Annotated in this window: 9 protein-coding genes; 2 read left to right on the plus strand and 7 right to left on the minus strand. The window is 36.9% G+C overall.

The genetic code is table 11. From position 1 onward, the window contains the following. Positions 1-287: 287 nt before the first annotated feature. Positions 288-668, minus strand: a complete 381-nt coding sequence (locus tag ISU00_RS07535) for a hypothetical protein (RefSeq protein WP_228853443.1) — start codon at positions 666-668, stop codon at positions 288-290. A 250-nt stretch (positions 669-918) separates the two neighbouring features. Between ISU00_RS07535 and katG the strand changes: the two genes are divergently transcribed. Further along, a complete protein-coding gene (katG, locus tag ISU00_RS07540) occupies positions 919-3,171 on the plus strand; it encodes a catalase/peroxidase HPI (RefSeq protein ID WP_228853444.1) in 2,253 nt (750 codons plus the stop codon). A 58-nt stretch (positions 3,172-3,229) separates the two neighbouring features. Here katG and pncA read toward each other — a convergent pair whose 3' ends face one another. Together pncA and ISU00_RS07550 are read right to left on the minus strand one after the other, a co-directional pair. After that, entirely contained in the window at positions 3,230-3,835 is a 606-nt protein-coding gene (gene pncA, locus ISU00_RS07545; protein WP_228853445.1) for a bifunctional nicotinamidase/pyrazinamidase, read from the minus strand. Beyond that, positions 3,832-5,232, minus strand: a complete 1,401-nt coding sequence (locus ISU00_RS07550) for a nicotinate phosphoribosyltransferase (protein WP_228853446.1) — start codon at positions 5,230-5,232, stop codon at positions 3,832-3,834. The genes pncA and ISU00_RS07550 overlap by 4 nt, the downstream gene beginning before the upstream one ends. Positions 5,233-5,479: 247 nt before the next feature. On the opposite strand from ISU00_RS07550, the gene ISU00_RS07555 reads away from it, so the two are divergent. Further along, positions 5,480-6,787 (plus strand): OmpP1/FadL family transporter, encoded by a 1,308-nt coding sequence (locus ISU00_RS07555; RefSeq protein WP_228853447.1) that lies wholly within the window; start codon positions 5,480-5,482, stop codon positions 6,785-6,787. A gap of 80 nt (positions 6,788-6,867) precedes the next feature. On the opposite strand, the gene ISU00_RS07560 is transcribed toward ISU00_RS07555, so the two are convergent. From ISU00_RS07560 to ISU00_RS07575, 4 genes are all read right to left on the minus strand, one after another. Beyond that, on the minus strand, positions 6,868-8,913 hold the full coding sequence (locus ISU00_RS07560; protein WP_228853448.1) for an amidohydrolase family protein: 2,046 nt from the start codon (positions 8,911-8,913) through the stop codon (positions 6,868-6,870). 80 nt (positions 8,914-8,993) lie between these two features. After that, positions 8,994-11,399 (minus strand): glycoside hydrolase family 95 protein, encoded by a 2,406-nt coding sequence (locus ISU00_RS07565; RefSeq protein ID WP_228853449.1) that lies wholly within the window; start codon positions 11,397-11,399, stop codon positions 8,994-8,996. A 53-nt stretch (positions 11,400-11,452) separates the two neighbouring features. Beyond that, the gene (locus ISU00_RS07570) at positions 11,453-12,895 is read right to left on the minus strand and encodes a S41 family peptidase (RefSeq protein WP_228853450.1); all 1,443 of its coding nucleotides are present in this window, start codon (positions 12,893-12,895) and stop codon (positions 11,453-11,455) included. A 59-nt stretch (positions 12,896-12,954) separates the two neighbouring features. Beyond that, positions 12,955-14,679: a tetratricopeptide repeat protein gene (locus tag ISU00_RS07575; RefSeq protein ID WP_228853451.1), complete on the minus strand. Its 1,725-nt coding sequence runs from the start codon at positions 14,677-14,679 to the stop codon at positions 12,955-12,957. Between the last annotated feature and the right edge of the window lie 52 nt (positions 14,680-14,731).

Here is a 14,731-nt window from a genome sequence, read left to right on the forward strand (position 1 = left end):
CGAATTGGGGTATCCCCAACTAATATAACTATCTGTAAACCAATTATGTAAGATCTATAAATAATTTTTCAATTTTACCAAAAAATATTGAAAGGGGACTCCAATATGGGATCACATTTTCTGGATAAATATGGATTCCCCAAGGATTACTTTTTCCGAAAAGTCAAAGAATAATGAGTCACCCATTACATCCATCAAAGTTGCATTAGGTTCAATACACATAGGATCAATTAGATCTTCACAAAAATTGAAAAACTATTGTTTGGGTTGATAATTAAGAGTAATATTTACTTAGGAAAGTTTTGACCTGCCCACAATTTAAGCTTGTCTATTTCTACATCGGTTAAGGCTGGCTTTTTGCTTTTCCAAGGCATGTAACCTTTTTCCTCAATTGGCTTTTGTACTCTTACCAATATATCTTCTATGTTTTCTTTTACAGAAGCGTATGTATCTAAATATTTCTTTTTTCCTTCATCTGGAAAATGGCAAGGGGAACAACTTCTTGTCATAAAGGGGCTAATATCTTTTTCGTAGGAAACAGCATTTTTGGCAACTACATAATTGTCGTCGCTAGCTTTTTTGGAAGCCCCGCAGGTATATAGAAAAATGGCCAATAAAAAACTAATAGAAAGAACTCCCACGGTTCTTAAAAATTTGAATGTCTTCATAAATTGTTGAGATCGGATGGTTATATAGAATAGCTAATTTAATTAAAAATAGTTACAATATCAGATGAAGGTGTTTTCTTGAAAATATGAGATTTTGATGAAATTTATTATAAAAGTCAGGAATGATAATAGATTTAAATTTTCAATAAGTTTTAGCAATCGAATATAAGTATTACTAATAGCAAACGCCTGTTTAACTTTAGGCTTATTCGTAACTTTGAAAAATTCGAAATTTATAAATCAAAATATAATGGGAAATCACGAAAATTCTAATGGAAACCCTCATCACCCAGGAGTAGCTTGGGAGGTAAACGATTCGGATGCAAAATGTCCGTTTTTGGGAGGTGCTCCTCAAAAAGCAGCTGGTGGAGGTACTAGGAACCGAGATTGGTGGCCAAACCAATTAAGAGTTAATATTCTAAGACAAAATTCGTCTTTGTCAAATCCCATGGATAAAGACTTTAATTATGCAGAAGCATTTAAAAGCCTTGATTACGAAGCGCTTAAAAAAGATTTGCATGCTTTAATGACAGATTCTCAAGATTGGTGGCCGGCAGACTTCGGTCACTATGGTGGGTTTTTTATCAGAATGGCTTGGCATAGTGCCGGAACATACCGAATTGGAGATGGACGCGGTGGGGCAGGCATGGGACAACAACGATATGCGCCTTTAAATAGCTGGCCAGATAATGCCAACTTGGATAAGGCTCGACGTTTGCTGTGGCCTATAAAACAAAAGTATGGAAATAAGATTTCTTGGGCTGATTTAATGGTTCTTGCAGGTAATGTTGCTTTAGAATCTATGGGATTTAAGACATTCGGATTTGCTGGTGGTCGTGAAGATGTTTGGGAACCTGCAGAAGATGTATACTGGGGTTCAGAAACAGAATGGTTAGATGACAAGCGATATACTGGTGAACGTGATTTAGAGGATCCTCTTGCAGCAGTGGTAATGGGATTGATTTATGTAAATCCAGAAGGTCCTAATGCGAATGGAGATCCAGTTTCTGCGGCGGTAGATATAAGAGAAACCTTTAAAAGAATGGCCATGAATGACGAGGAAACCGTTGCGCTTATTGCAGGTGGTCATACGTTTGGAAAAACCCATGGTATGGCTGATCCTTCGGAATTTGTCGGGCCAGAACCAGAAGCAGCTCCAATTGAAGCTATGGGCTTTGGTTGGAAAAGCACTTATAAGTCAGGATCTGGTGCGGATGCCATTACAGGTGGCCCAGAGGTAACTTGGACACAAACTCCTACACAATGGAGCAACCATTTCTTCAAGAATCTTTTTGAAAATGAATGGGAGAGAACGAAAAGTCCTGCGGGTGCAATTCAATGGGTTGCTAAAGATGCAGACGAAACAATACCTGATGCGTTCGATCCAGCAAAAAAACATAGACCAACTATGTTGACGACCGATTTGTCATTGCGTTTTGATCCTGCATATGAAAAAATATCTAGACATTTTTATGAAAATCCAGATGAGTTTGCAGATGCTTTTGCACGAGCTTGGTATAAATTGACCCATAGAGATATGGGGCCTCTAGATCGTTATTTAGGACCAGAAGTTCCACAAGAAGAATTGATTTGGCAAGATCCTATTCCTAAAGTAAACCATGAATTGGTTGATGATAACGATATTGCATCTTTAAAATCTAAAATTGCAGAATCTGGACTTACAGTTTCAGAACTTGTTTCTACGGCTTGGGCTTCAGCTTCAACTTTCAGAGGGTCCGACAAAAGAGGTGGTGCAAATGGTGCTCGAATAAGACTTGAGCCTCAGAAAAGTTGGAAAGTGAATAACCCTGACCAACTTGTTAAAGTCTTAAATGTTTTGGAAGGAATTCAAAATGAATTTAATAACTCACAAACTGGAAATAAGAAAGTGTCTTTGGCAGACTTAATTGTCCTGGCAGGAAACGTTGGAGTTGAAAAAGCAGCAAAAAATGCTGGTCATGATGTATCCGTTCCTTTCACAAAAGGTCGCATGGATGCTTCCCAAGAGCAAACCGATGTAGAAGCTTTTGATTATTTGGAGCCATATGCTGATGGATTCAGAAATTACAGAAGTACTAAGTTCCCTGTTTCAACAGAAGAATTGTTGGTGGATAAGGCACAATTGTTAACTCTTACTGCTCCTGAATTGACCGTATTGATTGGCGGATTAAGAGTTTTAGGCACAAACTATGACGGTTCAGATTTAGGTATTCTAACTGAGAATAAAGGTTCCTTAACCAATGATTTCTTTGTCAACATTTTAGATATGGGTACCGAATGGAAAGCTGTTTCTGAAGATGAAGAATTCTTTGAAGCGGTTGATCGTAATTCTGGTGAAGTTAAATGGAAAGGAACCAGAGCTGATTTAATTTTTGGTTCTAATTCTGAATTACGTGCTCTATCTGAAGTATATGCGAGTTCTGACGCAAATGAAAAATTTGTAAACGACTTTGTTGCAGCTTGGGCAAAAGTTATGGATTTAGACCGCTTTGATATAAAATAGTCATTTAGATTAATTAGATTGTTCAAAAGAGGTGGTCATTAAGGTCACCTTTTTTGTTTTAAATGTTCTTGGAAGTTATAAAAGTTACGTTTAGAGATTTCAATGTTTCAATGGCTTCAGAATATGTATTATCTGAAATTGCTTTTGTAGCATCAGTGATATAAAACGTTCTAAATCCTTCTTTTATGGCATCTTTTGCCGTATAATACACGCAGTAATCCGCAGCCAAACCACATACATATACCTCCTTAATATTTTTTCCTTTTAAGTAGGCTGATAACCCGGTATTATTTTTATGCCCATTATCAAAAAATCCGCTATAACTATCAACTTTCGGATCCATGCCTTTTCTAAATATGGCTGAAATATTATTGGATTCTAATTCTTTAGAAAATTCGGCCCCTTCACTTCCTTGAACACAATGGTCTGGCCAAAGAACTTGAGTAAGTCCGAACAAATCGATAATATTAAATGGCTGTTGTTCTAAATGGTTAGAGGCGAAACTTAAGTGGTTTTGGGGATGCCAATCTTGGGTTGCAACCACTAAATCGAACTTAGTTTGCAAGTCATTTACAATTGGGATTATTTCATCTCCTTTAGGTACTGCCAGTGAACCGCCTGGCAAGAAATCATTTTGAATATCCACAATTAATAAAGCTCTCATTTTCTTTCATTTTTTAATTGGTCCCTAAGTTGCTCCAGCGTTTTGCTAATACCAACTTTATAAACATGTGGATTGTCAAATCTCCTATGTTCATTAGGTAGTAATTTTAGATTTTTGCTAGCTTGATTTGCAATCTCCTTGGCGGAGGTTCTTTGAGTAATTCTTTTTCCATTTGTCATTGCCATCTTTAAAATGGATTGACTATTATCTGAATCTAGAGCCATAGTTTTATGAGGTTCAAATGGGTGAGCCATACTAGGCGGAGCCGGTTCGCCTTTGGTAGAAATAGCGTCTGCTATAATCTGCCCATGGTTATTGGAATATCGGTAGAGCTCTTTAGAACCGGGAAAGTTCATTTTTTTCAAATTCTCGGATATTTTAATTCGTGGATCACCATCAAAACTGCACAATTTGTATACGCCATCTAGAGCGCCATTCTCCCGGCCAACAACCAAGTTCGTTCCTACGCCAAAAATATCGATTTCAGCTTCCTGCTCTTTTAAACTTCGAATTACGTGTTCGTCTAGTTGATTGGACGCTGCAATTTTCACCTCCGGATATCCTGCAGCATCTAACATCTTTCTAGCTTGTTTGGAAAGGTATGCTAAATCTCCACTATCTAATCTTATTGCCGCAAGTTGTTGCCCGTTTTCTGATAGAGCCTTTGCAACCTTTATGGCATTTGGTAAACCACTTTTAAGGGTATTATAGGTGTCCACAAGCAAGGTGCAGTTATCAGGAAAAGTTTCAGCATAGGCCATAAATGCAGAAAGTTCATTATCATAAGATTGAATGAAGGCATGTGACATGGTTCCGCCAATCGGAACCTCAAAGCTCTTCCCGGCTAACACATTTGAAGTGCTATTAAATCCTCCAATAAAGGATGCCCTAGAGGCTAAGATACCTGCATATCCTTGAGAACGTCTTAACCCAAATTCAGCAAGAATTGCATGATCTCCAGCAATGTATCTTACCCTACTTGCCTTTGTTGCAATTAAGGATTGAAAGTTGAGGATATTCAGTAAAAATGTTTCAATTATTTGGCATTCAACAATGCTTGCTTCTACTGTTAATATTGGTGCAAATGGGAAAACGACTTGTCCTTCTTCAACCGACAAGATGCTACCATTAAAACTAAATCCTTTTAAATATTCTAAAAAATCGTTTTGAAAGCCTTGTTGTTTTAAATAATACAAGTCTTCTTCAGAAAAGTGAACCTCTTCTAACCAATCCAGTAGTTGTTCTAACCCGCAGAAAAGCACATAACCACTATTGAATGGATTTTTCCTAAAAAAATAATCGAAGGTTGCTTTCTTATTGTGTTTTCCATGGTTGAAATAAGACTGGGCCATGGTAATTTGATACAAATCGGTATATAGAGCTGAGTTAAAATCCATCTGCAGTCGCCGTTTTATTAATTATTGACTTTCTGAAATTCCATTAAGTAAATATACGTTGCTTGGACCAATTATTTTAAACACGAGATTTCTAATAAAGAAAGTAGAATTAAGGGGTGTTAGGGTAAATTATATGACAATAATCATAAGCAGTAGAGTTTATGACTTTTAATTTTGAACAATTAATTACACCCCATCCAAGCTTCACTCTTCTTAGGAGCTTGCCTGAGGATATAAATACCTCAATATGAAAAATATTTTTACCTTTTTATTGTCCCTTTTAACTCTTTATTCTTTTGCCCAAGCTGGGCATATCATGCAAGGTGCAGGTGCCTTTAATATGTCAATGGGAGGTGCCGCTACTGGCCAACCGTTAGATATTACAGGCGCTCTTTTATGGAACCCTGCCGGGATTACCGAATTCGAAAATTCCTCAATGAAATTCGATATCGGCATGTTTTTCTCCTCTCCAAAATTTTATTCTTCTGTACCTGATATGCAAACCGGTACCATATATAGTGGTATGACAAAAGATGATAGGGGAGTTTCTCCTATGCCGGCTTACGCTTACATATATAAGCCAAAAAATAGCCGACATAGTTTTGGGGTTTCCGCTATTGGTATTAGTGGATTTGGTGTTACTTTCCCAGAGAATAATTTTAACCCTGTAAATGCTAACCAAGCCCTTGGAGGTTTTGGAAAAATTGAATCAGACTATGGTTTGTTCCAATTTGGATTAACTTGGGCCTATGCGCTAAGTGATAATTTCTCAATTGCGGTACAACCGAATATAGATTGGGCCACTTTAGAACTAATGCCCAATCCTACAGCCAACCCAAATCAGGAATTTACCTATCCATATACAAACAAGGTGAATGCCTTTGGATTTGGAGCCCAGATAGCACTGCTTTACCACACAGATTCTGGATTTAAAGCAGGTATTTCTTATAAGACCCTTCAAAATTTTAAGGATTTTGAGTTCGATAATACTTATCCAAATGGCGATCAGTCTACCAATTCATTCGCCATGGATTATCCTTCAATTTTATCTCTAGGCTTAGGTTATTCAATCGGACAATTTGATTTGGCCCTAGATTTTAGACATGTAGATTATGAGAATACCGATGGATTTAATACTACAGGTTGGACCCAAACAGGCTCAGTAGCTGGCTTTGGATGGGATAATATTCAAATTTGGTCTGCAGGAGTTCAATATAAAGGAATTGATAAATTACCATTGCGATTGGGCTATACCAATAGTTCAAACCCTATTAGCAGTGATGTAGCATTTTTCAATATTCCCGCAACTGCCATTATCAAAAATGCATTCCAAGTCGGTTTGAGTTATGAATTTAGTAAGTGGTTTCAGTTAGATTTTACCTATCATACCGCAAGCAGCGATGGTAAAACCTCTGGACCTGTATTGAACCCAATGATGATACAAAATTTCCCTCCTTATGGTGCAGTACCTAATAGCAATGTAGCTTATGAAATGAAAACTTCTATGATCATGCTTGGTTTTAACTTTAAGTTTGATCGACCTGAAGAGGAATAAAAAGTTTATAGATTTAATAAAAGAGCCGGACAAATAGCCCGGCTCTTTTTTTATTTTCTATTTATAATTTCATCCATCTATTATTCAACAATATTTGGAATGTCTGTGAAGGGTTGAATGCCAAATTCTGGGTAAACTTCTGAAGGATAATAAAATGTACCCCCTCGCGATACCAAAGAAATGGTTTTTATGGCTTTCAAATCTTCAACAGGGTTACCAGGTACCAAAAAGAAATCAGCCAACTTTCCTGGTTCTACAATCCCCAATTCTTCATCTCCTAAATAATTAGCCATATCAAAAGTTGCTAATTTAAGTAATTCGGCAGGGGTATAACCCAACTGCTGATATAATTCTAATTCACGATGGAAAAAGAAAGAACCGCCTAGATCTGTACCAGGAACTATAAAGATCCCTTTATCTTTCATCAACTTCAAAGCTTCAATAATTTTATTGTAAGCTGCCCTATAAGCCTGGTCATCTTCTTCACTGGAGATTTCAGCCATTGCCACCTTTAGACCGCGTTGGGCATTGGGAGGCATATTTTTAATAAAGTCTTTGGTGCCTTCCCAAACTTCACCATTTCTAGATAGTAATAAGGCTTCATGTATTGCTACTGTAGGATCAATTGCCGTTTCATTTTTCAGAAAAAGGTCTATAGTTTCCTGAACTTCAGGGCTATTTAAATCTAATTCAGGCAAACGTTTTAAAGCAGTTAATCTCAACAAAGTGCGTGTATCCTCATCAGGCTCAAGAACCCAACCTAACATGGTTTGATTTATGTGAGTCATTTCATCGAATCCTGCTCTAAGCATTGCATTTGCATTTGAAAATGCAGGTACATGCCCACAAACAAACATGCCATAGTCATGTGCTTTTTTAACGATTGCCTGGGCCCAATCCCCATTCATGCTGTTATAAAGTTTTATACCATAGAACCCTTGATCGTGATAGGTATCTACAGCTGCTAGTGCTTCCTCCTCTGTTGAAACAATTATGCCATTGTTGCTATTGTATGGGCTTTTTCCCTCTATAAAACCTAATCTATGAATACGCGGTCCAGCCAATTGACCATTTTCTATTTTCTCCATCAAATCAGATAACACCTCATTGTTGTTTCCCATATCCCTAACAGATGTTACTCCGGCCAAAACATTTAACAGTGCACCATTACTACCTGTATGGGCATGCATTTCATACATGCCTGGTATCAGGGTGCCTCCATTGCCATCTATAATAACTTCATTGTCTTCTTCACTGTCAGCTTGTTCAATACCTATAATTCTATCCCCTTCAACAACCACTGATTGTGGCCCAGAAAGTTCCATTGTTTTAGAATTAAAAATCCGCACATTCTTTATTCTAACTTTTTTGTCATAATTATGAGCATATGTTTTTTGTAGTTTTTCAAATCGATCAGCCGAATAATTCTGTGCCATTTTTTGAAAACGACTTTCTTCACCTTCGAAACCTTTTCTTATGATGTTAAATCTCTCATTAATAAAAGCGAACAAACGTAGTTGATCATCTAAGACGAAATATAAAGGATCTGTATCTACACCTGTTAAGGCATAAGATTTAAGTGGAATAGCGGTAGAATCTGAATCAATAGAAAAACTTTCCATTTCCATAAGCTTTAATTTACCTCCCGGCAACACCTCCAATTCAGGATCAGGAGATTTTAACAAGGACCTTGCCGCTAAGATTATGGGATAAGGACTTCCAGATTGTGCCACATACATTAGAGGTAAGTCGGTTGAAGTGCTGTCCTTACCGGTAGCATCTACCCAAGATGCCATTTTACCATCATAGTTGTAGTGTTCATCAACCTTATTTCCAAATGTAGTGTTTCCACTAATGTTCCATTTTATTGGTATACCATCCCTGTTTAAAACAATTGTCTCCTGCATTGTTGGTCCACGACCATTGTTTTTATAGTCGTAATCAACGATTACAGTATCCCCGATAATTTCAGTATTTAGATGACCGACATTAGTTCCACTTATAATAACTGAATAACTTTCTTGGCCTTGATATTCGGCTAGTGAAGAGGTATTATCAGCGTCATTTTTTTGGCAAGAGGTAAGAGTAAAAAATAGGGCAACAAAAATGGAAGATAGAATTTTCATATGTGTTAGTTGAGATTAGATTTTTAAGGTAAGTATTTTAAGACTAATAGATGCCAAAAACTTTTTATTCTAATAATGATTTACCATGTTATTGTCATGTGCTCACCATCTCCAAGTTTAATATGTTGAGTTATACCGTTGTAAATCAGTTTTGTCTCGCGTGCTTTTTTTGCTATTATTTCAGTGGAAACAAGTTTATGATTTTTCCATTCCATCGAAATTTCAAAACCGCCTCTTGCCCTTATTCCGCTCACCCTACCTTCATCCCATGCATCTGGTAGTGCAGGCAACAGGTATATCTCATTCATAGAAGATTGCAATAACATTTCTATAACAGCAGCTGAACCTCCAAAATTCCCATCGATTTGAAATGGAGGATGTGCATCAAAAAGGTTAGGGTAGGTGCCCCCATGGCCTTTATGTATCCCATCTGAAGCATCTGGATCCACATATTTTAGTAGTTCCCTGTACATTTTATATGCCCTATTGCCATCTAATAAACGCGCCCATAAATTAATGCGCCAACCCTTAGACCAACCTGTGGTTTCATCACCCTTAATTTCTAAGGTGGTGCGCGCAGCCTCCGCTAATTTTGGTGTGTTGATTGGTGTGATTTGGTGACCTGGATACAAACCAAATAACTGGGATTGGTGTCTGTGTTTTGGATCTTGATCCTCCCAATCATAATACCATTCTTGTAGGTTACCTCTAGCTCCAATTTTATAGGGCAATAATTCTTGATTAACCGCTTCAACTTTTTTCACCAACGAATCGTGGACATTTAATTCCTTAGAGGCATATATGAAATTATTGATTAGCTCACGAATCATAGCTATATCTGAGGTGCTTCCGTACATGGTAGCCCCTCGATATCCATCGGGAGTTATATAAATATTTTCAGGCGAGGTTGAAGGCGAAGTTATCCAATTTCCATAACGGTCTTTTATCATCCAATCCAAACAAAATTGTACAGCGCCCTTCATCAATGGATAGGCCTCTTCTTTCAGGAATTCAGTATCTAAGTTAAATGAATAATGCTCCCATAAATGGGTTGCCATCCATACCCCACCCATATTCCAATTTGCCCAACTAGGATCTCCCTTCCCAAAATCTCCAACAGGATTAGTCATGGCCCAAATATCTGAATTATGACCACTGGCCCAGCCTCCGCAATTGTAATAGGTTTTTGCTGTAACACTTCCAGTTTCAGACATGTTTTTTATAAAGCTTAAAAGAGGTTGATGGAGTTCAGAGAGGTTGGCTGTTTCTGCCATCCAATAGTTTTCTTCAGCATTAATATTTAAGGTGTAATTACTGCTCCAAGGGGGACGTATATAGGGGTTCCAGATGCCTTGGAGATTGGCTGGTACTCCCAGAGTTCTAGAAGATGCAATAAGTAAATAACGACCATATTGAAAATATAAAATCTCTAGATTTTTATCCTCCAGATCATAATCGCTATACCTTAGAAGTCGTTCGTTGGTGGGTAAGTCTTGGGCTAAACTCTCTCCGAAATCTAGTTGAACTCTGTTAAATAATATTTGGTAGTCCTCAGTATGTCGAGATTTTAATTCATCAAAAGTTTGATTAAATGCATGATCTAGATTTCGTAACCCAATTTTATGATGGTCTTTTCCTTCAGTGACAGGATTTTTATCGAAACCATTGAAGCTTGTTTCCATTGACACATAAATAATAGCCTCACTTACATTTGTTAGGTTTAAGGAAGTGCCGTCGGTTTCTAACAACCCATCTGTGTGCTTAACCTTGAAAAGTGAAGTGAAGCGTGTTCCTCTTTCGGAATCAAACTTTATGGCTTCAGGCATATCTCCTCTATAACTAGGTTCTACATGGTAAGGTGCATAACCCGATGCTCTTAGAACCTCTTCAGAAGTTGAGATTGAGTATTTCATTTGGCTATCAAACCGTAGACTACAATTGATGGAATTAGGTTGGTCACTTGATAAACGAATAACCATGATGCTATCTGGATGGGATACAAAATATTCTCTTTTGTAATCTATTCCATTTTGGGTGTATGTAACTGTGGAAATAGCGTTTTTTAAATCTAATTCCCGTCGATAATTACTATATCCTTCCTCATTATTGTTTTTAATAAATAATGTCCCTAATGGCATATATGACTCCGAAAATTCACCCTGCACATAACGGTTTAAAGAATCCGCTAACTTATAATTTTCATTTTTTAATGCTTCCCTAATCAAGGGTATGTAAGAGCTGGCTGTTGGGTTATTGTCTGGATTTACTGGTTCTCCAGACCAAAAGGTTATGTCATTGAGATAAATTTTATCTGAATCTACGCCACCAAATACGGAGGCTCCAATCTTCCCATTTCCTAATACCAGTGTTTCTTCAAAAAATTCGGCGGGTTTGTCATACCATAACACATCCTTAGGCTGTGCTATTAATAGAATATTCTGAAAGAACGTTAGGGCTGTAATAGGGATTATAGAAGCTTTGAACATATTAAAACGTTTAAAAAAGGATGTCAATTTAATCAACTCTGTTGAAACAATGTCTAATCGATTAACTTCAATACTTCCTGCAAATCCCAATCTTCCTTTTGAAGAAAGTAGCGATATTTTGTTTCTTCTGAAATAGGTATGTCTGGTTCTATTTTTGTGCCAGGAATATTAGTTACGGCTTCAGAAAATTCCAATACTCCCAGTGGCATACCCAACAGCAATTTAGAATTAGGGAGTTCATATTGTACTTGTAATCCAGCCGTAATTGTTTTGTGAGAACCTCCCAATTGCTCCCCTACTAATTTCCCCCGGTTTTCACTTTTAAAAAGTGCCGTGAAATGTGAGGCAGCCGAAAAGGTTTTCCCACCAATTAATAGATAAACGTTACCATTATAGGCCCTTTTATTAGGCTTCATCTTAAAGCTGTCAATGAACCTATGTTCGTAATGGTCATCTATTTTGGTAAAAGGCTTTTTAAAATCCTCTATTATCTGGGTTATAGCTGAATCATCAACTTCTCTTCCCTCGATAGTTTTGATGTATTCCTTATACGGTAATTGAAAATCTGGAATTTTTAGATGTATAGTTTCATTAAAAGGTTTGGCTGCCAGGTATGAATAAAATAACGCCGGGATAATCATGCGTCCACCACCATTATACCTTAAGTCGATTATAACATTCTTGGGGTCTTTCTTTTTTATGTCCTTGAAAAGTTCGGTGAACACATCGTCGAATTCTTTGTAAAAATTATCTGAGTCGGTTTTTGCATTGAACGAATTTAATTGAACATAATAGGTGTCTTTTTCTTCAAAATATTTTGTGTTAAGCAAATTGGATAAACTCTCCCGATCTAAAGGATATATTGCGTTTCTATGTAAGGTTTCCCTGCTTTTTACATCTATGGCCTCTACCCAAATAGTTTCAATTATGCGTGAATTTGGTGGTGTATAAAGTATCTTAAACGTTTCGGCACTTCCATACTTAATTAAGTAAAGCGCATCAAACGATGGTTCAAGATTCCTCAGGGTGAAGGCATCCTTCCTATTCAGCATTTCATCTAAAAGTTCCCCGACTTTACGATCATTAATTTCATGAATGATTGAACCATAGGGTAAAGGCAACTTTTCGTGATTCACTACCAATTTATCGTCGATTATTAAAATAGGAATTGGGAATAACACATTGCTTTGGGTTAATATTTCCTTCATAACATCTGCGGATAGGGTAAGAGACCCATGCTCATCCGTTTTGGTATTGGCTTTTAATTCAATTAGAAACCGGAAGAACTCAATGCTGCTCATTTCTTTGTCCTGCAACTCACTTTCATGGCTATTGAAGTAGTTTATTAAATTAATCTTATCGTCTGCGGTAAGAGCAGGTGAGACTTCTGAAATGATTGTTTTTAATATTTCATAATCTTCTTTAAGTTGGGTTTCCTTAAGTTGCGATTGTGAGAAACAGCAAATTGTGGATAGGAAAAAGAGAAGGTGTTTCATAAAAAGTTAGGTGGTGAATTAATGTTTTAAAAGATATCGGAGTTGCTTATTTGGGCTATTTAAAAATTCATCTCTTTACGTAATTCTATAAATCTTGGATGGTTCAATAAATGCTTGGAATAAAAAACATCTATATTAAATAAATAAGAGCCAACAGCTTTTTCTTTAACACACAACTCTGCCCAATCTAAGGCTTTTTCAATTTCGTCATTTGTATTATAAACGCTAAAAACTGCAAACGGATCTTTATAATTTGTGTCATTAACATGCTTAAAAAATTCTTTGGTTAAGGCGTTTGTTTTAGTTTCATTTCCACATTGTCCGTGAATGAATATTATTGCAGACTCTATTAGTTCAGATCCCCAATTTCCGACTAATTCCTTCGCTTTGGTTGCACCTTCTTGTGCCTCATCGCACTTATTTTGGAACAATTGAGCATATCCTCTTTTAACATAGCCCCATGCCCATGTGGGATGCAAGGTGAGGGCTTCATTGAATGCTTCCTCTGATTTTTTAAAATTTCTGGCAATAAGGTGAACCCAACCTAAATTATGAAGGCTTGAGATAGAAATAGGGTCTAAGGAAATAGCCTTATCGGCCATCTCAATTGCCATGTCATATTTCTTCATTGCTGCGAGAAGAGCGGAATATCGGATATAAGCATTGGCGTTATAGGGATTTAGTTCAATAGATTTTCTATATGAATTTTCGGCTCCTTCCCAATCGAAATTGCCATAAAATTTAATTGCGCCATCTACATCATAGGCTCCAGCTGAGTTAGGATTATAAGCCAAAGCAGTCTGTACAGCAAGTCGTGCCTCATTAAAAATTTCATCGCGTTTAGCGGTTGAAAAAATGGCTTGAATAATTTTTTCGTTTGCAATTGCGACATAGGCCGCCGCAAATTTTGGGTCAATTTCAATTGCTTTTCTAAAATGCTCTAATGCCAATTCAGATTTTTCAATAGTAGAACCATAGCTTAAAACTCTGCCTTTCATATAATGAGACTGTGCTTCCGGAATACTGCTAGCATCATTAGTTTCAGATTTTTCTGTAATAGTGCTTTGATTAGGCAATCTGTTTAGCAACGATGCCATCATTTTGTCCTCTAAGCTGTTAACATCCCCATTTTCAAAAATAGCCTTATCTCCCCATATTTGAGTGTGGTCTTGGGTATTGATAAGATCGCAACTTATAACCAATCCATCCTTGGAATTCTCAATTTTACCTGTTAATACTAAATCAGCATTTAAATTAACCTTTACCCAATCGCTTGTTCTTTCGAATTCTTCTAAAATAAAGGTTGAGTTCCGGGATAATACCTTAAAATTGGTGGTTCGAGATAGGCGATTAATAAAATTCTCTGGAATACCCTCTGAAAGGTATAATAGGGAAGAGTCGGAAGACTTATTTTCAAAAGGCAATACAGCCAATCTATTTGAAGCTACTGATAATAATGAGTTTGAATTTTCGGTTATATATGGTGTTTTGAACCAGTAATAACTTCCGCCAAGAAGTGTTGAAGCAATTAGAGCGCCATAAAGAAGAAGCTCTTTTCTCGAAAATTCTTGAATTCCTTTTTCACCATGATTCCAATTCCATGTAAATGAAATAAAAAAACCACCGATGAGTAAAATTAAGGTAAGAGTTAAAAGTTTAGGGTTTAGATCGTAATTAACAATAAAAAAGTCCACTGCCTGTAGAATGACAAATGCCGCGGCAGGATATGCCACTAGGGATCGCCATATCTGTTTCTTTTTAAGGTCATTAAAAGGGTTGGCCATAATGTAGTGGTGGATTTCATCCAATTGTAATCTTTATAAATTTAATAGCTAT

Source organism: Aegicerativicinus sediminis (assembly GCF_015476115.1).
Lineage (GTDB): Bacteria > Bacteroidota > Bacteroidia > Flavobacteriales > Flavobacteriaceae > Aegicerativicinus > Aegicerativicinus sediminis.

Bases quoted from the DNA above. Each gene is read 5' to 3' on its own strand.
- pncA (WP_228853445.1), bottom strand. From the start codon at position 3,835: ATGAGAGCTTTATTAATTGTGGATATTCAAAATGATTTCTTGCCAGGC.
- ISU00_RS07535 (WP_228853443.1), bottom strand. From the start codon at position 668: ATGAAGACATTCAAATTTTTAAGAACCGTGGGAGTTCTTTCTATTAGT.
- ISU00_RS07560 (WP_228853448.1), bottom strand. From the start codon at position 8,913: ATGAAAATTCTATCTTCCATTTTTGTTGCCCTATTTTTTACTCTTACC.
- ISU00_RS07555 (WP_228853447.1), top strand. From the start codon at position 5,480: ATGAAAAATATTTTTACCTTTTTATTGTCCCTTTTAACTCTTTATTCT.
- ISU00_RS07575 (WP_228853451.1), bottom strand. From the start codon at position 14,679: ATGGCCAACCCTTTTAATGACCTTAAAAAGAAACAGATATGGCGATCC.
- ISU00_RS07570 (WP_228853450.1), bottom strand. From the start codon at position 12,895: ATGAAACACCTTCTCTTTTTCCTATCCACAATTTGCTGTTTCTCACAA.
- ISU00_RS07550 (WP_228853446.1), bottom strand. From the start codon at position 5,232: ATGGATTTTAACTCAGCTCTATATACCGATTTGTATCAAATTACCATG.
- ISU00_RS07565 (WP_228853449.1), bottom strand. From the start codon at position 11,399: ATGTTCAAAGCTTCTATAATCCCTATTACAGCCCTAACGTTCTTTCAG.
- katG (WP_228853444.1), top strand. From the start codon at position 919: ATGGGAAATCACGAAAATTCTAATGGAAACCCTCATCACCCAGGAGTA.